18 protein-coding genes are annotated in these 17,954 nt (G+C 71.9%); 7 read left to right on the forward strand and 11 right to left on the reverse strand.

The window, feature by feature from the left end; all coding sequences use genetic code 11:
• Positions 1-80 precede the first annotated feature (80 nt).
• Genes iolC through BJ964_RS27800 form a run of 4 tightly spaced genes read left to right on the forward strand, consistent with a single transcriptional unit; the run spans position 81 to position 3,862 of the window.
• Entirely contained in the window at positions 81-1,028 is a 948-nt protein-coding gene (gene iolC, locus BJ964_RS27785) for a 5-dehydro-2-deoxygluconokinase (protein ID WP_188123427.1), read from the forward strand.
• Entirely contained in the window at positions 1,021-1,917 is an 897-nt protein-coding gene (locus BJ964_RS27790; protein WP_229806760.1) for a Cgl0159 family (beta/alpha)8-fold protein, read from the forward strand. Before iolC ends, BJ964_RS27790 begins: the two co-directional genes overlap by 8 nt.
• A gap of 26 nt (positions 1,918-1,943) precedes the next feature.
• Complete coding sequence (locus tag BJ964_RS27795) at positions 1,944-2,819, forward strand: TIM barrel protein (protein ID WP_188123428.1); 876 nt, start codon at positions 1,944-1,946, stop codon at positions 2,817-2,819.
• A gap of 5 nt (positions 2,820-2,824) precedes the next feature.
• Positions 2,825-3,862, forward strand: a complete 1,038-nt coding sequence (locus BJ964_RS27800; protein WP_229806770.1) for a Gfo/Idh/MocA family protein — start codon at positions 2,825-2,827, stop codon at positions 3,860-3,862.
• A 4-nt stretch (positions 3,863-3,866) separates the two neighbouring features.
• Here the strand turns inward: BJ964_RS27800 and BJ964_RS27805 are convergent, their stop codons facing one another.
• Entirely contained in the window at positions 3,867-5,027 is a 1,161-nt protein-coding gene (locus BJ964_RS27805; RefSeq protein ID WP_188123429.1) for a cytochrome P450, read from the reverse strand.
• A 72-nt stretch (positions 5,028-5,099) separates the two neighbouring features.
• Between BJ964_RS27805 and BJ964_RS27810 the strand changes: the two genes are divergently transcribed.
• From BJ964_RS27810 to BJ964_RS27820, 3 genes are all read left to right on the forward strand, one after another.
• Positions 5,100-5,336, forward strand: coding sequence for a ferredoxin (locus BJ964_RS27810; RefSeq protein ID WP_328515439.1), 237 nt, complete (start codon positions 5,100-5,102; stop codon positions 5,334-5,336).
• A gap of 66 nt (positions 5,337-5,402) precedes the next feature.
• Positions 5,403-5,810: a YciI family protein gene (locus tag BJ964_RS27815; protein WP_188123431.1), complete on the forward strand. Its 408-nt coding sequence runs from the start codon at positions 5,403-5,405 to the stop codon at positions 5,808-5,810.
• The gene (locus BJ964_RS27820) at positions 5,807-6,946 is read left to right on the forward strand and encodes an RNA polymerase sigma factor (protein WP_188123432.1); all 1,140 of its coding nucleotides are present in this window, start codon (positions 5,807-5,809) and stop codon (positions 6,944-6,946) included. Before BJ964_RS27815 ends, BJ964_RS27820 begins: the two co-directional genes overlap by 4 nt.
• Here the strand turns inward: BJ964_RS27820 and BJ964_RS27825 are convergent.
• The 10 genes from BJ964_RS27825 to BJ964_RS27870 all read right to left on the reverse strand — a co-directional run bounded on the left by BJ964_RS27825 (position 6,937) and on the right by BJ964_RS27870 (position 17,826).
• Entirely contained in the window at positions 6,937-8,526 is a 1,590-nt protein-coding gene (locus tag BJ964_RS27825) for a xylulokinase (RefSeq protein WP_188123433.1), read from the reverse strand. The two genes, BJ964_RS27820 and BJ964_RS27825, sit on opposite strands and share 10 nt — an antisense overlap.
• 76 nt (positions 8,527-8,602) lie before the next feature.
• The gene (locus BJ964_RS27830; protein ID WP_188123434.1) at positions 8,603-9,919 is read right to left on the reverse strand and encodes an FUSC family protein; all 1,317 of its coding nucleotides are present in this window, start codon (positions 9,917-9,919) and stop codon (positions 8,603-8,605) included.
• 129 nt (positions 9,920-10,048) lie between these two features.
• A complete protein-coding gene (locus BJ964_RS27835) occupies positions 10,049-12,085 on the reverse strand; it encodes a cellulose binding domain-containing protein (RefSeq protein ID WP_188123435.1) in 2,037 nt (678 codons plus the stop codon).
• 65 nt (positions 12,086-12,150) lie between these two features.
• Positions 12,151-12,738: a hypothetical protein gene (locus BJ964_RS27840; protein WP_188123436.1), complete on the reverse strand. Its 588-nt coding sequence runs from the start codon at positions 12,736-12,738 to the stop codon at positions 12,151-12,153.
• A gap of 17 nt (positions 12,739-12,755) precedes the next feature.
• On the reverse strand, positions 12,756-14,510 hold the full coding sequence (locus tag BJ964_RS27845) for an ABC transporter ATP-binding protein (protein WP_188123437.1): 1,755 nt from the start codon (positions 14,508-14,510) through the stop codon (positions 12,756-12,758).
• Positions 14,500-14,931 carry a lasso peptide biosynthesis B2 protein gene (locus tag BJ964_RS27850; RefSeq protein WP_188123438.1) on the reverse strand — a complete coding sequence of 144 codons (432 nt, stop codon included), beginning with the start codon at positions 14,929-14,931 and terminating at the stop codon, positions 14,500-14,502. The genes BJ964_RS27845 and BJ964_RS27850 overlap by 11 nt, the downstream gene beginning before the upstream one ends.
• Positions 14,928-15,185 (reverse strand): lasso peptide biosynthesis PqqD family chaperone, encoded by a 258-nt coding sequence (locus tag BJ964_RS27855; protein WP_188123439.1) that lies wholly within the window; start codon positions 15,183-15,185, stop codon positions 14,928-14,930. Before BJ964_RS27855 ends, BJ964_RS27850 begins: the two co-directional genes overlap by 4 nt.
• On the reverse strand, positions 15,163-17,022 hold the full coding sequence (locus tag BJ964_RS27860) for an asparagine synthase-related protein (protein ID WP_188123440.1): 1,860 nt from the start codon (positions 17,020-17,022) through the stop codon (positions 15,163-15,165). Before BJ964_RS27860 ends, BJ964_RS27855 begins: the two co-directional genes overlap by 23 nt.
• Positions 17,023-17,046: 24 nt before the next feature.
• On the reverse strand, positions 17,047-17,172 hold the full coding sequence (locus BJ964_RS27865; RefSeq protein ID WP_188123441.1) for a keywimysin-related RiPP: 126 nt from the start codon (positions 17,170-17,172) through the stop codon (positions 17,047-17,049).
• An 87-nt stretch (positions 17,173-17,259) separates the two neighbouring features.
• Positions 17,260-17,826: an AAA family ATPase gene (locus BJ964_RS27870; protein ID WP_223149623.1), complete on the reverse strand. Its 567-nt coding sequence runs from the start codon at positions 17,824-17,826 to the stop codon at positions 17,260-17,262.
• Positions 17,827-17,954: the final 128 nt, after the last annotated feature.

Consider the following 17,954-nt stretch of genomic DNA (forward strand, 5'->3'; position numbering starts at 1 on the left):
TGTCAATACAAAGTCTTGACGTGATCGACCGGCGACCGGAGGCTTCATGACACATCGCCGTAACAAGGCGCGGAGGTGAGATGCCGGATTTCGAAGTCGTCACCATGGGCCGCGTCGGTGTCGACCTCTACCCCCTGCAGACCGGTGTCGGCCTGGAGGACGTCACCTCGTTCGGCAAGTTCCTCGGCGGCAGCGCGACGAACGTGGCGGTCGCCGCGGCCCGGCACGGCCGCCGGACCGCCGTGATCACCCGCGTCGGCGGGGACCCGTTCGGCCGGTACGTGTGCCGCACCCTGGCAGAACTCGGGGTGGACCACCGGTTCGTCGCCACCGTGCCGGGCCTGCCGACCCCGGTCACGTTCTGTGAGATCTTTCCGCCGGACGACTTCCCGCTCTACTTCTACCGCCTGCCGACCGCCCCGGACCTGATGATCCAGCCGGACGAGCTGGATCTCGGCGCGATCCAGGCGGCCGGCGTGTTCTGGTGCACGGTCACCGGCCTCTCCCAGGATCCCAGCCGGTCCGCGCACCACGCCGCCTGGCGGGCTCGGGGCCGCCGTCCGTTGACCGTGCTGGATCTCGACTACCGGCCGATGTTCTGGTCTTCGCCGGAGGCGGCGCGGGCCGCCGTCCAGGAGGCGTTGCCGCACGTCAGCGTGGCGGTGGGCAACCTGACCGAGTGCGCGGTCGCGGTCGGCGAGGACGATCCGGACGCGGCTGCCGCCGCGTTGCTCGGCGCCGGGGTGTCACTCGCCGTCGTGAAGCTGGGGCCCGAGGGCGTTCTGGCCAAGACCAAAGATCATGGGGTACGGCTGCCGCCCGCCGAGGTGGAAGTGGTGAACGGGCTGGGCGCCGGGGACGGGTTCGGCGGCGCGCTGTGCCACGGTCTGCTGGCCGGCTGGCCCCTGGACCGTCTCATCCGGTTCGCCAACGCGGCCGGCGCGATCGTGGCGGGCCGCCTGGAGTGCTCCACCGCCATGCCGACCACGGCCGAGGTGGAGCGGGTGCTGGCGGCCGGCCGTGTCTGAGCTGGATTTCGCCACGCTGCGCGGGGTGCGGGCCACCCGTCCGGAGGCCGTCGCCGAGGCGGCCGCCCGCCGGGTCCGCCGGCCTCTGCTCACCGATCCGGGTGACCGCCTGGTCCTGGTCGCCGCCGACCACCCGGCCCGGGGCGCGCTCGGCGTCCGCGGTGACGGCGCGGCGATGGCCGACCGGTACGAGCTGCTGCGCCGCCTGCGTACCGCCCTGCGCCATCCCGGTGTGGACGGTGTGCTGGGCACCGCCGACATCCTCGAGGACCTGCTGCTGCTCGGTGACCTGGACGGCAAGATCGCGATCGGCTCGATGAACCGCGGTGGCCTCCAGGGCGCCGTCTTCGAGCTGGACGACCGGTTCACCGGTTATGACGCGGCCGCGATCGCGCGGATGCGGTTCGATGGCGGGAAGATGCTGGTGCGCATCGATCCGGCCGACCCGGCCAGTGTCCGCACGCTGGAGGCGAGCGCCCGGGCGGTCGACGACCTGGCGGCGCGTGGCCTGATCGCGCTGGTCGAGCCGTTCCTGGCGGCGCGCGGCGAGCGCGGTGGGGTGGTCAACGACCTGAGCCCGCACGCGGTGGCCCGGTCGGTGGCGATCGCCGCCGGGCTCGGTGGGACGAGCGCCTACACGTGGCTGAAACTGCCGGTGGTCGAGGACATGGCGACGGTCATGGCGGCGACCACGATGCCGGCGCTGCTGCTCGGCGGGGACCCGTACGGCAGTCCCGAGCAGATGTACGCGTCCTGGGGCCGGGCACTGGCCGTACCGGGAGTTCGGGGTTTGATGGTGGGCCGGGCGCTGCTCTACCCGCCGGACGGTGACGTGGCCGCCGCGGTCGGCGCCGCGGTGCGGCTGGTGCGGGCGGGAGCGGCGGCGTGATCACCGAGGATTCGAGGGGGCAGGTCATGGGCATTGCGGACCGCATCGGCGGGGCGCCGATCTCCTGGGGCGTGTGTGAGGCGCCCGGCTGGGGCTACGAGCTGTTCGCCGACCGGGTTCTCGCCGAGATGGCCGCGCTCGGGTTGCGTGCCACCGAGCTGGGCCCGACCGGCTATCTGGGCATGACCTCGGCGGATGTACGGGCGATGCTGGACCGGCACGGGTTGCGGTTGATCGGCGGTTTTCTGCCCGTACCCATGCATGTCGGCACCGAGGCCGACCTGGCCGCGGCGGCTCTCGCGATGGACACGCTGGCCGCCGCGGGAGCGGAGGTGGTGGTTCTGGCCGCCCGCTCGGCTGACGGGAGCTACGACCGGAAGGTCCGCCTGGACGACGGCGAGTGGCGCCGGCTCTTCGCCACCCTGGAGATCCTGCGGGAGATGGCCGCCGACCGTGGTCTATGGCCCAGCCTGCATCCGCATGTCGGCACGGCGGTCGAGGACCGGGACGCGGTGCTGCGGCTGCTCGACGGCAGTGACGTGCCGCTCTGCCTGGACACCGGCCACCTGCTGATCGGCGGCATGCACCCCGCCGAGCTGCTGGAGCAGGCGGCCGACCGGATCTCCCACGTCCATCTGAAGGATGTGGATCTCGCGGTGGCGGCCACCGTGCGGGACGGTGGCCGCAGCTACATGGACGCCGTCAAGGCGGGCCTGTACACGCCGCTCGGCGCCGGTGACGCGGATGTCGCCGGGATCGTCGACCGCCTGGAAACCGCCGGCTACACCGGGTGGTACGTGCTCGAGCAGGACTGCGCGCTGTCCGGGCCGCCGGTCGCCGGTGACGGCCCGGTCGGCGACGTGCGCCGCAGCCTGGCGTTCCTGATGGAGGTGGCACGGTGACGACCATGGCTCAGCCGGGGCAGATGCCGGCCGAGGCGGGCGGGCCGACGGTGACCCGGATCGGCGTCATCGGCACCGGTGTCATGGGCGCCGACCACGCCCGGCTGCTCACCGAGGCGGTGTCCGGCGCCCGGGTCGGCGGTGTCTTCGACGTCGACGGGAGCCGGGCCCGCGGTGTGGCGGCGGCCAGCGGTGGGGCGCGGGTCTTCGCCGACCCGTACGCGCTGATCGTCGACGACGGCATCGACGCCGTGCTGATCGCCTCGTCGGACGCCACCCACGAGGACTACGTGCTCGCCTGCGTGGCGGCCGGGAAGCCGGTGCTCTGCGAGAAGCCGCTCGCCCCGACCGTCGAGGCCTGCGCCCGGATCGTCGAGGCGGAGACCGAGCACGGCAGCCGGCTGATCACGGTGGGGTTCATGCGGCGCTTCGATCCGGGTTACACCGGCATGCGGGCGCTGCTGACCGGCGGCGAGATCGGCGCGCCGCTGCTGATGCACAACGTGCACCGGAATCCGGCCGCGGTCCCGGGCCTGCCGAGCTCCGCCCTGATCGCCAACTCGGCGGTGCACGAGCTGGACATCGTGCGGTGGCTGTTCGAAGAGGAGATCGTCGAGGTGGCGGTGCACACGCCCCGGCCGAGCGGGCAGGCGGGCGGCACCCAGGATCCGCAGCTGCTGGTTCTCACGACCGAGTCGGGGGTGCTCGCCGACGTGGAGATCTTCGTCAACGCCCGGTACGGCTACGAGGTGCGCTGTGAGCTGGTCGGCGAGACGGGCACGGTGACGGTGGACGCGCCGCCGCCGACGTCGCTGCGCCGGGGCGGGCTGCACGCGCGGGCGCTGCCGGGGGACTGGCGGCCGCGGTTCGCCGAGGCGTACCGGCTGGAGTTGCAGGACTGGATCGACGGGGCGGCCGGTGGCGCGTCCGCCTGGGACGGTTTCGCGGCGACGTTCGTGGCGCACGCCTGTGTGGCGGCGCTGGCCAGCGGTGAACGCCACGCCGTGAACCTGCCACCGGCGCCCGCCCTCTACCGGAGGTGAGGGTCTACCAGCGGACCGGCACCTCCTCCAGGCCACCGACCAGCAGGCCCTGCCGGCGGCGCAGCTCCTCGACCGGTACCGCCAGCTCCAGATCGGGCAGCCGTTCCAGCAGGACGGCCAGGACGGTGCGCAGCTCGACCCGGGCCAGCGACTGACCGAGGCAGGAGTGCGGGCCCGCGCCGAACGTGAGGTGCGGGTTGGGGGAGCGGGCCAGGTCCATCTCGTCGGGGTGGTCGAAGACCCGTTCGTCACGGTTGGCGGACGGCACCGCCGACAGCACGGTGGTGCCGGCCTCGACGGCGGTCCCGGCGATCTCGGTGTCTTCGGTGACCATGCGGTGCATCCCGAATCCGAGGTTGGCGTCGAAGCGCAGCACCTCCTCGACGGCGCTCGGCACCAGGCCGGGTTCGGCGAGCAGCCGTTCCCAGCGTCCCCGCTCGGCGAGCAGCATGGCGGCCATCTTGCCGATCATGTTGGCGGTGGTCTCGTGCCCGGCGACGAGCAGCGCCTGGCCGGTGAAGACGCACTCCTGTTCGGTGAGCCGGCCGTCCTCGGAGTCGACGACCGTGACCAGTTCGGACAGCAGGTCGTCGCCCGGTGACGAGCGTTTCGCCTCGACGTGGGCCTGCATGTACTGCCACATCTCCAGGCCGGAGCGCCTGGTCTCCTCGGCGGTGAACCGGGTGATGTTGAGGAAGTGGTCGGACCAGCGGGCGAACCGCTCCCGGTCGGCGGCGGGCACGCCGAGCAGGTCGCAGATCACGTAGACGGGCAGTGGGAACCCGAGGGCGGTCCGCAGGTCGGCGGGTGGGCCCTGCTTGGTCATCTCGTCGATGAGGTCGTGGGCGATCCGGGCGATGCCGGGTTCCAGGGCGGTCATGCGTTTGGCGGTGAACGAGCGGCTGAGCAGCCGTCGCCAGCGCATGTGCTGGGCCTCGTCGGCCATGAAGGCGGCCTGTGTGCCGACGGCGTTGCTGCCGGCCGGGGTGTTCCGGACGAAGCGGCGGTCGGTGATGGTGGCGCGCACGTCGTCGTACCGGGTGAGCAGGAACGCCTCGACGCCGGCGGGCGTGCGGACCGGGGCGACCGGGCAGGTGGCACGCAGTTCCCGCCATTCGTCGGGCGGGTCCACGGCGGTCGGTGGCGTGAACGGGTAGTCGAGCATCTGCACCCTCTCCCTGAGGTAAACGCCTGATTACTTGGTACCGTACGCACGGGATGACCCGGTAGCAAACGGTTGAAAACGATCACCGGAGGAGCCATGAAGGTCACCGTCGACGAAGACAAGTGCATCGGTGCTGGTCAATGCGCTTTCACTGCTCCGCACGTATTCGATCAGCGCGACGAGGACGGCGTCGTGATTCTGCTGGCGGAGATCCCGTCGGCCGCCGACGAACCCGCCGCCCGGGACGCGGCCACCCTCTGCCCGGCCGGAGTCATAAAAATCTTGGACGATGGTGTCGAGAACCGGTGACCGGCTCCGTCCCCGGTCCGAACGCCGACCGCAATGGGTCGCACCCAGCACTCCGGGAGAACCATCATGGCCAAGTACCTGCTGCTCAAGCACTACCGCGGTGCTCCGGCCCCGGTCAACGACGTGCCGATGGAGAAGTGGACGCCCGAGGAGATCTCGGCGCACATCGCCTACATGAGCGATTTCGCGAACCGGCTCGTGCGGACCGGCGAGTTCGTCAGCGAGCAGGCGCTGCTGCCCGAGGGCACCTGGGTCCGCTACGACGGGGAGGGCCGCCCGCCGGTCACCGACGGCCCGTTCGCCGAGACCAAGGACCTGATCGCCGGCTACATGATCATCGACGTGGACAGCCACGAGCGGGCCGTCGAACTGGCCGGCGAGCTGTCCGCCGCCCCCGGCAAGGACGGAAAGCCGATCCACGAGTGGCTGGAACTGCGCCCCTGCTTCGCGGAAATGCCGACGATCACCGAATGACGCCGGAGGAACTGCGGAGCCTCACCCCGGGCGTGCTCGGGATCCTCGTCCGCCGCGGAGCCGACTTCGCGGCGGCCGAGGACGCCGTCCAGGACGCGCTGGCCGAGGCGCTGCGGGTGTGGCCGGACGACCCGCCCCGCGACCCGAAGGGCTGGCTCGTCACGGTGGCGTGGCGGCGGTTCCTCGACGCGGCCCGGTCCGAGGCGGCCCGCCGCCGCCGGGAGGAGGCCGCCGACCAGGAGCCGCCGCCCGGCCCGGCGACCTCGGTCGACGACACGCTCCAGCTCTACTTCCTGTGCGCGCATCCGTCGCTGACCCCGGCATCCGCGGTGGCGCTGACGCTGCGGGCCGTCGGTGGATTGACAACCCGGCAGATCGCCGAGGCGTACCTGGTGCCGGAGGCCACCATGGCGCAGCGGATCAGCCGGGCCAAGCGGACGGTCTCTCTCGTGCGGTTCGATCAGCCCGGTGACGTGGCGACCGTGCTGCGGGTGCTCTACCTGGTGTTCAACGAGGGCTACACCGGCGACGTCGACCTGGCGGCCGAGGCGATCCGGCTCACCCGGCAGCTCGCCACCACGATCGATCACCCCGAGGTGTACGGGCTGCTCGCTCTGATGCTGCTGCACCACGCGCGGCGCGCAGCCCGTACCGGTGATGACGGTGGCCTCGTCCCGCTGGCCGAGCAGGACCGCACACGCTGGGACACCACGCTGATCGCCGAAGGCGTCCTGATCCTTCAGGCGGCGCTGGCGCGCGACCGCCTTGGCGAGTTCCAGGCGCAGGCCGCGATAGCGGCCCTGCACGCCGACGCGCCCCGCGCCGAGGAGACCGACTGGGTGCAGATCGTGGAGTGGTACGACGAGCTGGCCCGTCTCACCGACAGCCCCGTGGTCCGGCTGAACCGGGCCGTCGCGGTCGGCGAGGCGGACGGCGCACGGGCGGGCCTGGCGGCCCTGTCAGACCTCGATCAAACCCTTCCCCGGTACGCCGCGGTCGCCGCCTACCTGTACGAACGTGACGGAGACGGGAAACGGGCGGCCGAGCTGTACGCGGAGGCCGCCGCCCAGGCACCGAACCTGGCCGAACGCGACCACCTGACCCGCCAGGCCGCCCGTCTGCACCGTCAGCTGTGACGGGTCGCCGCCTCCTCGACCGGGAGCGCGGCCACGTACCGCCGCATGAAGGCGTTGAAGCCCTCGACGTCCGCCGCATCCGGCTCGGCGGTGTCCAGCCGTGCGCCGGCGAAGACGACGTCGGTCAGGAAGGCGTCCAGGCTCTGGCCGGGCGTGCGGGCGGTGCGGAAGGCGGCCAGCACCGCGATGCCCCAGGCGCCGCCCTCGGAGGCCGAGTCGCCGACCGCGACCGGGGTGTCGATGGCGGCCGCGAGCAGCCGCTGCGCCACCCCCTCGGTCTTGAACAGGCCGCCGTGCGCGAACATCCGGTCCAGCTGCACCGACTCGGCCTTCTGGAGCACGTCCATGCCGATGCGCAGCGTGGCCAGGGCCGAGTACAACTGGGTCCGCATGAAGGTGGCCAGATTCAGGCTGCTGCCCGGCTCCCGCAGGAACAGCGGCCGGCCCTCGTGCAGCTTCGTGATCGGCTCACCGGACAGGTAGTTGAACGCCATCAGGCCGCCGCCGTCCGGTGCGCCGTCCAGCGCGGCCTTGAACAGCGTCTCGAAGACCGCGTTGCTGTCCGCCTTCGCCCCCAGCGCGGTGGCGAACTCGGCGAACAGGCCGGCCCACGAGTTCAGCTCGCTGGCGCCGTTGTTGCAGTGCACCATCGCCACCAGGTCGCCGGCCGGGGTGGTGACCAGGTCGATCTCCGGGTGCCGGCGGCTCAGCTCGCCGTCCAGCACGATCATGGCGAAGATGCTGGTGCCCGCGCTGATGTTGCCGGTACGGCGGGCCACCGAATTGGTGGCCACCATGCCGGTGCCGGCGTCACCCTCCGGCGGGCACATGGCGGCGCCCGGCTGGAGGCCGCCGGTCGGGTCGAGCAGCCGTGCGCCCTCCTCGGTCAGCGTGCCGGCCGCCTCGCCCGCGGGCAGCACGGCCGGCAGCAGCTCGGCCAGCTTCAGCGGCACCCGGCCGGCGGCCAGCTCGTCGAACTGGCCGAGCATGCGGGTGTCGTAGCCGCCGGTGGCGATGTCGATCGGGAACATGCCGCTGGCGTCGCCGACACCGAGTACCTGCCGGCCGGAGAGCTTCCAGTGCACGTACCCGGCGAGGGTGGTGAGGTGGGCGATCCGGCCGAGGTGCTCCTCACCGTTGAGGACCGCCTGGTAGAGGTGGGCGATGCTCCAGCGGTGCGGGATGTTGTAGCCGAACAGCTCGCTGAGCGCCTCGGACGCGTCACCGGTGTTGGTGTTGCGCCAGGTGCGGAACGGGGTGAGCAGCTCGTCGTCGCCGTCGAACGCCAGGTAGCCGTGCATCATGGCGGAGACGCCGAGAGCGCCGATCGTGCGCAGCTCGGTGCCGTGCTTGGCGCGCACGTCAAGAGCGAGCGCGGCGAAGCAGCCCTGGAGCCCCTCCCACACCGCCTCGAGGGAGTAGGTCCAGGTCCGGTCGACGAACTGGTTCTCCCAGTCGTGGCTGCCGACCGCGATCGCCGTGTGGTCCGGGCCGGTCAGCACCGCCTTGATGCGGGTCGATCCCAGCTCGATGCCCAGGGCGGTCCGCCCCTGGTCGATCGCCTCGCGCAAGTCAGCCATCGTGAAAGAGTCCTTCCGTACGTGTTTCCGACCTTCGCCCGACAGGGACACTACGCCCTGACACGTACGGCGAGACCTAGCGGTCTGCCCTCGTGGTGACCGTCTTCTCCCAGATCATCCGGACCGCGGGCAGCACCTCGGAGACCGCCGGGACGGCCGGGCCGGGCTCGCGGACGCCGACCGCGAGGGCCGGGGCGGACCGCTCCAGGCTGCCGGCCATCCGGTCGATGTCGGTCATGATCGATCCGGTGAGCACCAGCACACCGGTGTCCTCGGTCTCGGTGCGCACCTGCCGTAGCGTCCGCTGACGGGTCTCGCGCAGGTCGTTGAGCACCTGCTCCAGCTTGCCGGCGTCGGAGGCGTGCGCCTCGAACGCCTCGGAGACGGCGATCAGCACCTGGCCGAGGCGCTTCGGCACGGCCGGGGTGTGCGAGGTGGCGGCCGCGTCGAACATCGACCGGGCCACCGAGTTGAGCTGGTGCACCCCGTGCTCCAGGGCACGGACCTTCTCGTCGAGCGGGGTGACCTTGGCGATCGGGGTGGTCAGCGACCAGCGGGCCTGCTTGGTCAGCTCCTCCACGGCGGCGATCGCGTCCTCGAGGTCCTCGTCCAGTTCCCGGGAGCGGGCCAGCCACTGCTCGGCCTGTTCGCGGTCGTACCCGTCCTGGACGCCGTTGCCCAGCCGGCGCAGCAGCCGGGCGATCTCGGTCGACAGGTGGGTGGCCTTGACGCGCGCGCGCTCCAGTGGGGTCATGCCGCCGACCAGCGGCGACAGGATCACGCCGACCACGATGCCGAGGGCGGTGGCGGCGACGCGCTCCCACACGAACGCCTCGGTGACGGCGGTGCCGCCGACCAGGATGCCGAGCGAGGTGAGCGGCACGAGCACCGAGGCGTCGCCGAGGCGCAGCACCCGGCCCACGGCCAGGCCGAGACCGGCGATCACCGCGATCGACCACGCGTTGAGGCCGAACACGTTCCACGCCGCGACCGAGAGCGCGATCCCGGCGCCCGTGCCGATCAGGCGCTGGGCACCCGCGCGCAGTGACGCGTGCGAGGTCATCTGCACCGACAGGGTCGCGATGATCGCGGCGGTGACCGGGCCGACCAGGTGCAGCATGTCGGCGGCGTTCCAGGCGATCCCGGCGGCGAGGGTGGTGACCAGGACCTCGCGGACGGTGGCCGGCTCGACGCGCTCGTAGCAGCGGCGGGCCAGCCGGCGCAGCTCGGCGGGCAGGTGCGGTCGCATCCGGTCGAGGGCGGTGCGGCAGGCGTCCTCCACGACGGGGCGGACGGTGCGGCGCAGCAGGGTAACGACCAGTGCGCAGAGCACGAGACCGGTGACGACGAGGGTGATCGGGTCAACGTTGGCGGCGAGCGAGCTGAGCACCATTCGGCTTTCTCTTCACGATCGGGTTCGTCAGAAAACCTATCGGCGCCGCTGAGAACAAATGAGGAAAATAGGGCTAATGTGACGGCCGTCGCCCCGGTCCGGGTCGATGCCCGGACCGGGGAACGGGCATCACACGCTGGTGCAGACGTTCCCGTTGAGCGTGAAGACGGTCGGCAGCACGTTCGGGCCGCTGTAGTTGCCGACGAACCCGACGCCGGTCGATCCGCCGGCGGCCAGCGTGCCGTCGCTGGTCACCCGGACCGTGCGGCCGCTGGAGGTCCAGGTGGCGTTCCAGCCGCTGCTCACGCTCTGCCAGGTGGTCGGCCAGGTGAACGTCAGCGTCCAGCCGTTGACCGCGGCGGCCGTGTTGTTGGTGATGTCGACCTGACCCACGTAGCCGTTGCCCCAGTCGTTGACGTCGCGGAACTTCACGGTGCACGCCGACGTCGCCGGGGTGCCGGTGGTGAAGGTCAGCGGCGGCGAGCCGGCCGACGCCCGCCCGGAACCGTCACGGGCCACCACGTTGACCGTGTACCGGCGGCCCGGCTCCAGGTTGTTCGCGGTCAGCGAGGTGCCGGTGGTCTCGCCCAGCAGTTCGGCGGCGCCGCCGTTCTGCCGGTACACCTCGTACTTGAGGCCGGATCCGGTCGACTGCCAGGAAATCGTCGCCGAGCGGTCGGTCACCGTCGCGGTCGGCTGGGCCGGCGCCTTCGGCGCGCCCGTCACGGTGTCGGCCGACTTCAAGGTCAAGAGCGAGATCGAGTACGGGGGAAGCGTCTGCGCCGCGGCCGTGCCCTTCGGTGCCGTGGTCACCGCGCCGGCGCCGTTGGTGTAGGTGGACACCGTCGGGGTCCCCGCCGCGGCCGTGAAGCCGTGGTAGTTCAGCGACACGGTCCGTTCGGCGTCCGGGTCCTTGTTGATCATCAGCACCGCCACGTCACCGTTCGCCCGGCGTACCGCATGGGTGCTGACCAGTGCGTCGCCGGAGCCCGCGGCGATGAACCGGTCGCCCGGCCGGGCGAAGTCGCCCACCAGCGACAGCGCGTGGTACGGCGCGAACGGCGTGTTCAGCGGCGGCTGGCAGACCGAGTTGTCGGCCGTGCAGTTCCCGCTGGACAGCAGCCCGTAGTCGCCGTAGTCGGTCTGCCCGGCCACCGTGGAGACGGTGCCGAGGCCGTTGTGGACGTTCCACCACTGGACCGTGAAGACGCCCTGGGCCAGCAGGCCGCTGTAGACGTCGGCCAGGAACAGCGCGCCCGGCTGGGTGTTGCGGCCGACCTCGACGTTGGTCTCGGTCATGCTGATCCGGATGCGGCTCGCGCTCGCGGCGGCGTACCGCTCGATCTGCTGCCGCAGCGTCCAGACGGCGTCCTGGATCTGCGCGGGTTTGGTGAGCGTCTCGGCCGGGGTGCCGCCGCCCGGGTACCAGTGCACGTCGACGAAGTCGATCACGTGGCCGGCGCGGGTGAGTACCTCCTGGTTCCAGGAGCCCTGGTCGCCGGCGCCGACGATGGCGTCCGGCCAGTTGCCCGGCATGGTCAGCACGGCGCCGATCTTGATGTCCGGGTCGACGGCCTTCATGGCCGCGGCGTACGCGATGACGTTCGCCGCGTACTCCTTGGGGCTCTTGTCGGCGTGGTCGTCGGCCTCCCAGGAGGCGCCGTAGTGGCCGTTGCCGTAGTTCTCGTTGCCGATCGTCCAGTAGGTGACGTCGTAGTTCTTCTCGACGTTCGCGTACCGGACCCACCCGGCCGCCTCCTGCGCGGTCCCGGTGCCGTAGTTCGCGATGATCATCGGCTCGGCGCCGGTGCGCTGTGCGCCGGCCATGAACGTGTCGAAATCGGTGTTGGGCGCCACGTAACCGCCGGGCGCGGTGTGGTTCTCCCAGTGGTAGATGTCGGCGTAGGAGCCGCCCGGGTACCGCAGCATCCCGACCCCGGCGTCCTTGAGCAGGTCGGCGACGGCCGGGGTGCCGAGCTGCGAGTCCCAGATGGCGTGGTTGACGCCGACGGCCTGGTCGGCGACTCCGGCGAGGCCGGCCCGGACGTCGACGTCGACGCGGGTGGTGGTGGCTGGGGCGGTGGCGTGGGCGCCGGATGGCGCGGCGGCGACGCCGGCGAGCAGGACGGTGCTCGCCAGCGCCTTCCACAACAGGGATGTGCGCACGGGGGTCTCCGGGGGAGCGAGGGGATGGGAGCGCTCCCAATAGTGATCCTCTGAATAGAAACCTGTCAATCAGCGAGGGCGGTCAGGTCCGCCGCGGTCATCCCCACGTGCGGCGCCACCGCCTCGATCACGCGCTGGTGCGGTCGGCGGCCGCCCATCGCCGCCCGGATCGTCGCCATGGCGAGGCCGCACCGGATCCCCATCTCCCGCTCGGTGATGCCGTGCGATCTCATCAGCGCGGTGAGCACCACGCCGAAGCGGTGCCGTTCCGGCTTCCCGGCCGGCTCACGGCCGGGCCCGATGACCAGATCACCCACCTTCACCTCGAAACGGACCAGCCGGTCGCCGTGGATCCGGATCCGGGCGGACAGCGGCAACTCGTCCGTGCCGTCCCGGCTCACGGCGCCGGGGACCGCCACCTCCACCGGATCCGGCACCACATCGGTCCGGGTCATGTCGACGGGATCGGCGTGGCCCGCGCCGGTCACCCGCCACGCGCGGTCCCACCAGGGCAGCTCGCCGAGGATCTCGTTCAGCAACGGCACCAGGACACCGGGGTCGACCGTCGTCCGGCTGGTGTGCGCATAGCGCGGCCAGTGCCGCAGGGCCTCGATCTCCGCCTCGCTCAGCGGACGGTCCAGAGTCGCATCCATCGATGGATGATCGCAGGTCACCGTTCCCGGTCGGGGACCATCCACTCGGCGGCCAGCCGCCGGTAGTAGGGGCTGCTGACCAGGAGATCCGCGTGATCGCCGACCGCGACAACCCGGCCGCCGTCCAGCACGACGATCTGGTCGGCGTCCCGGACGGTCGAGAAGCGGTGCGCCGCCACCAGCAGGGCACAGTCCCGGGAGACCTGCTCGATGGCCCGGCGCAGGGCGGCCTCGTTGACCGGATCCAGGTGGGCGGTGGGTTCGTCCAGCAGGAGCAGGACCGGGCGGGCCAGCAGCGCCCGGGCCACGGCGATCCGCTGGCGCTGGCCGCCGGACAGCCGGACCCCGCGCTCGCCGAGCTGGCTGTCCAGCCCGTCGGGCAGACGCTCCACCAGATCGTCGAGGTTGGTCAGCTCGACGACCCGGGCGATCTCGGCGGGGCTCGCGCCTGGCGCGCCGTAGGTGAGGTTCTCCCGGAGGGTGCCGTGGAAGATCGGCGAGTGCTGTTCGACCAGGCCGATCCGGGCGCGGCACTCGGACCGGCGCATCGCCCGTACGTCCGTGCCACCGAGCAGGATCTGGCCGCTCTCCGGCTCGTAGAACCGTTCGGCCAGGGCGAAGATCGTCGACTTGCCCGCGCCGGAACCGCCGACCAGCGCGATGTGGCCCCGCTCCGGCACCCGCAGCGTGAGACCGCGCAGAACCGGCTGCCCCGGGTCGTACCCGAACCAGACGTCGCGGAACTCCAGCGCCGCCGCCGACTGCCCGGACGGCCGGCGTGCAAGGGGCGCCAGCTCGTCGGTCTCGCCCGGCAGGGCCAGAATCTCGTTGACACGCTCCAGCGCGCCACGGCTCTCCTGGATCGCGCTGATCGCCTGGAAGACCGAGCTGATCGGCACGGCCAGATAGGTGATGTACAGCAGGAACGCCACCAGATCGGCCAGCGAGCTTTCGCCGGTGGTGACACGTACGCCGCCGACCAGCAGCACCACCAGGAAGGAGCCGTCCACTGCCAGGTGGCTCGCCACCCCCACCGCGGCACTCAGCCGGGCCGTACGGACACCGTGCGCATAGGCGGTACGCGCCTGCGCCCCGATGCGTTCGGTCTCCCGCTGCTCGGCGCGGCTGGCCCGTACCGTCCGCAGCGACGACAGCGCCCGGTCCAGGTCGCCGGCCATCTCACCGGTGGCCTGCTGACCGCCGAGCGAGGCCTGCCGCATACCGCGCATCATCGGCACCAGTGTGGACAGGCCGGCCGCCACGAGCACCGCCACCACGAGGAACAGGAGGGGGTCGAGCCAGATCAGAACGGCCACCGCCCCGCCCAGCCCGATCACGCCGGCGACCGCGTCCGTACAGCCGTCGGCGACGAGCCGGCGCAGCGCGAAGCTGTCGGTTCCGGCCCGCGAGATCAGATCGCCGACCCGGTAGCGGTCGTGGACCGGCATGGTGAGCCGCAGCAGGCGGTGCACCAGGTTGAGCCGGATCCCGAGAACGATCTCCTCCCCGGCCCGGGCCAGCACGAACCCGGCGACGGCCTGCACCAGCGCCTGCGCCGCGAACAGCGCCACCAGCAGCAGGACCACGACGGTGAGCGGCCGCCCGGCGCCGCTGGCCTCGACGAGATGCCGGACCAACAGCGGCTGGGCGAGGCCGAGCGCGGAACCCGTGAGGGTCAGCGCCACGGCCAGGGCGATGCGCCGGCGGTGCCCCCGGATCAGGTCGAGCAGACCCAGCCGGCCGTCGGCCGGGCGCGCCGGGTCAGCGGTCACCGGACGCCGGAACCGTGATCAGCTTGGCCAGGTAGCCGTCGGGCATCGGCTCGTCCACCATCCGCCCGTCGGCCTCCACCCAGGCATGCGCGGTGAACGGCGGCGCCGTCCCGACCCCGACGCACCAGGCCGGCCAGTGACCGGCGAGGCGGCACAGGATCACGGTGGCCAGCGAACGGGGCAGACATCCCTGCGGTCCCAGGCATCGCAGGCTGACCGCGAGGACCATGTCCCGGGAGGCCTTCGCCTCCGCGTACCCGGACGGCCGGGCCCCGCGGCGCAGCACCGTCAGCACCGCGCGGATGCGTTTGGGCGGCGCCATCGCCAGACCACGGGCCAGGAGTACGGCGACGCGCGCCACCGATCGCCGGCCGACGGTGCCCGGCGGCGTGGGCCGTACCAGTGCCGCGGGCGTGGTCACGAGACCACCAGCCCGGCCGCGGTGAGTTCCGCGAGCACCGCGTCGACGTCGCGCAGCGCCCTGTCCCGGTCCACGTCGAACGCGTCGAGCAGCGTGTCGGCGGCGCGGTCGCGGTCACCGCCCCCGGTCAGGACCCGCATGATCAGGGCCGCGCTCGGGTTGAGCTGCCAGTACCGCCCGTCCCGCTGGTCCAGCAGGACGGTGCCGTACTCGGTGTCGGCCGTCGTCAGATCAGGGTGCAGCCGTGGCGACATCGCCGGAACTCCTCTCCATGGTGTCGAGCCCGCGCAGCCACACTTCGCAGCCGATGGTCGTGTAGAGGACCGCGTGGCGCAGGCTCGGATCGTCCGGCCGCTCGGTCAGGTCGATGAGCCGGTCGCGGTCGACCAGGCCCATCTCCGCCAGGCGCGACTGCTCCCACATGGCGATCAGGTCGGCCCGGTTGCGGCGCAGGCCCAGGGCGGCGTCCCGGGCGGCCTGGGCCTTGCTGGTCCGGGCCAGGCACTCGTCCGGGACGATGCCGCGCATGGCCTCCACGAGCAGCGGTTTGTAGCGCCACGGGGTGACCCGCTCCAGTGGGTTCACCGAAAGGCACGCGCTGATCACCCGGTCGTCGAAGAACGGCGAGGCCATGGGCAACCCGGCCCGCCGGCTCATCTGCTCCCACTGGCGGACGATCCGGCCGGTGACCAGGATCTGTTCGATGTCGGCGTGCATGCCGCGGTCGTCGCTCAGCGGTTCCACCGATTCCGCCGCGGCCCGCATCGCCTCCACCACCAGTTCGGCGGCATGATCGGTCACCCACGGGAACAGACGCGGTGGCGAAGTCCAGCCGAGCGTGCCCCGTACCGGCTCCGGCAACGGTTGCCGCAGTTCACCGGCCGCGCCGGCAAACCAGCGCGGGTACGACCTGGTGTCGGCGAGCGCGCCCAGCATCGGGAGCAGCGGCCAGGTGAACAGGGCCCTGAAGCCTCGTAGCTGCCGGATCGCCGCTACCGGACGGCGGCGCAGCAGCCGGTGGTAGTAGGCCTCCGAGCACCAGGCGAGGTGGTCGCCGCCGATCCCGGTCAGATGCAGCCGGCTGCCCGCGGCTGCCAGATTCGGTACGTGACTCAGCGCGCGGGCGCGGTCCAGCATGCCGATGGTCGGCTCGTCGAGGGGGTCGTCGATGTCGAGCAGGCCCTCGTAGACCAGCGGGGAGTCCTCGGCCCGCCACACCAGGTGCTCCACACCGGGCATGTGGGCGGCGGCCCGACGTGCCCACGGCAGGTCGTCATCGGTGGGGTCCAACCCGGGCCATGTGCTCGCGAGCACGCGGCTGTCACCGGTCGCGGCGAGGAAACACACCGACGTCGAGTCCAGGCCTCCGGACAGGTCGCTGCTGATCGTCCCGCCGGCCGCGGTTCGCGCGCGTACCGCGTCGGCGAGGGCCTCACGGACCAGGGGAGCGCCCTCGGCGAGCGACCGGGTGGGCTCCGGGGGGTTCCACCAGCGTGCGATGTGTACGGTCCGGCCGCCGCGGTCCAGCACCGCGTACCGTCCGGACGGAACGCCGTGCACTCCCCGCCACAGCGGCGCGTCCAGCAGCGGATGCGGCGCCGGCCAGAGCAGCCGCACCGCGATCTGCCGCTCGTCGAGCGCCGAGCCGGCGAGCGCGGCCAGCACATCGGCCCGGTCGCAGCCGACCTGGATGCCCTCGACCTGGGCGTAGTGGGCGATCCGCAGATTCGAGACGCTGCCCTGGAACCGGACCCGCCCGGCCGCGGTGGCCACCAGGTGGAAGCTTCCGGTCAGTGACGCGGCGAACGCGTCGAGGTCGACGACCTCCCGCAGCCGGCCGGCCCGGCGGGCCAGCGCCTCCGGATCGATCGGGCAGCAGCCGAGCAGCGCGATCCCGGCGGAGCCCGCCTGCGCCACGGTGAGTTCGTCGTCGGACCAGCACCCGACGATCCAGGGTCGCCCGGACGCGTGCCGGAGGGTGCGGGTGTGCGGCCCGTCCAAGCGCCGGGCCACGGCGAGGCCGGCCTCGTGGTCGGGGAGGACCACGAAGTACGGCTCGCCGTGGCGCAGCATGTCAGTCACGACAGACATGAATTCAGTGCGGCGGCCGAGAGATCAGTTCTTGCTCAGGATCAGGCGGTCGCGGCCGTTGCGCTGCAGGAGCCCGGTCTCGGTGCGGAAGTCGCCGAGGACCGTCACCTGGGGAGCCTCGTACGGGCGCTTGACAGTGGTCTTCTTCATGACATGGTTCCCTTCTCTCGGGACGGCGGAACAGAACCCGCCGCCGACGAATGAGAACCCTATGCCCGATTTGGGCGATTAGTCCACTTATGTGCGGCGTTTCTCGGCGCAGCGGTGGCAACGGGTCGGGCACGGGGTCAGGGCGGAGGCCGCCGCGAGGCCGCTGACGTGCAGGATCGTCTCCACCGCCGCGTCGAAGCCGGTGGACTCGCCGATGACGTGCTCGCCCTCGACGCTGAGCAGATCACGGTCGGCGTACCAGTCGCGCATCATGTCGGCGGTGACCGGAATCGGCTCGGCGCGGCCGGCATGCCGGCGAACCGTCTCCTCGAACGACACGTCGAAGTAGAAGACGCTCGCCGGGCCGGCATGGTCGGCGATCAGCCGGCGCAGCACCGTGCCGTGGCCGCCGGAGTCCAGAATGCCCTCCAGCACCACGTGATAGCCAAGGCCGAGCGCCGACCGCACGGTGGCGTCGATGAACGCGGGCGCCACCGGATCGTGGCGGTTGCTGCCGTGCTCGCGCAGCAGGACCCGGCGTAGATAGTCCTGTTCGACCAGAGCGGCGCCACGGCCGTAGCGCCGGCGCACCTCACGGGCCGTGGTGGTCTTCCCGGAGCCGGAGTTGCCGCGGATGACGACCAGGGTCGGCAAGCCCGGGGAATTGCATCCGATGCGTGATCCTTGGCCACCTTCGGGCTCCGACGTGGACGTTACCACGACCGCCCCCTCTCTTCGTTCCAGGCGATTGACGTGCAGGGATGCGCTTGGCCGATCATCTG

It is taken from the genome of Actinoplanes lobatus (assembly GCF_014205215.1).
Taxonomy (GTDB): domain Bacteria; phylum Actinomycetota; class Actinomycetes; order Mycobacteriales; family Micromonosporaceae; genus Actinoplanes; species Actinoplanes lobatus.

What these genes read in the sequence shown, in the direction of transcription:
- iolC (WP_188123427.1), top strand. Translation starts at nt 81, where the DNA reads ATGCCGGATTTCGAAGTCGTCACCATGGGCCGCGTCGGTGTCGACCTC.
- BJ964_RS27795 (WP_188123428.1), top strand. Translation starts at nt 1,944, where the DNA reads ATGGGCATTGCGGACCGCATCGGCGGGGCGCCGATCTCCTGGGGCGTG.
- BJ964_RS27800 (WP_229806770.1), top strand. Translation starts at nt 2,825, where the DNA reads ATGGCTCAGCCGGGGCAGATGCCGGCCGAGGCGGGCGGGCCGACGGTG.
- BJ964_RS27805 (WP_188123429.1), bottom strand. Translation starts at nt 5,027, where the DNA reads ATGCTCGACTACCCGTTCACGCCACCGACCGCCGTGGACCCGCCCGAC.
- BJ964_RS27815 (WP_188123431.1), top strand. Translation starts at nt 5,403, where the DNA reads ATGGCCAAGTACCTGCTGCTCAAGCACTACCGCGGTGCTCCGGCCCCG.
- BJ964_RS27820 (WP_188123432.1), top strand. Translation starts at nt 5,807, where the DNA reads ATGACGCCGGAGGAACTGCGGAGCCTCACCCCGGGCGTGCTCGGGATC.
- BJ964_RS27825 (WP_188123433.1), bottom strand. Translation starts at nt 8,526, where the DNA reads ATGGCTGACTTGCGCGAGGCGATCGACCAGGGGCGGACCGCCCTGGGC.
- BJ964_RS27830 (WP_188123434.1), bottom strand. Translation starts at nt 9,919, where the DNA reads ATGGTGCTCAGCTCGCTCGCCGCCAACGTTGACCCGATCACCCTCGTC.
- BJ964_RS27840 (WP_188123436.1), bottom strand. Translation starts at nt 12,738, where the DNA reads ATGGATGCGACTCTGGACCGTCCGCTGAGCGAGGCGGAGATCGAGGCC.
- BJ964_RS27855 (WP_188123439.1), bottom strand. Translation starts at nt 15,185, where the DNA reads ATGTCGCCACGGCTGCACCCTGATCTGACGACGGCCGACACCGAGTAC.
- BJ964_RS27860 (WP_188123440.1), bottom strand. Translation starts at nt 17,022, where the DNA reads ATGTCTGTCGTGACTGACATGCTGCGCCACGGCGAGCCGTACTTCGTG.
- BJ964_RS27865 (WP_188123441.1), bottom strand. Translation starts at nt 17,172, where the DNA reads ATGAAGAAGACCACTGTCAAGCGCCCGTACGAGGCTCCCCAGGTGACG.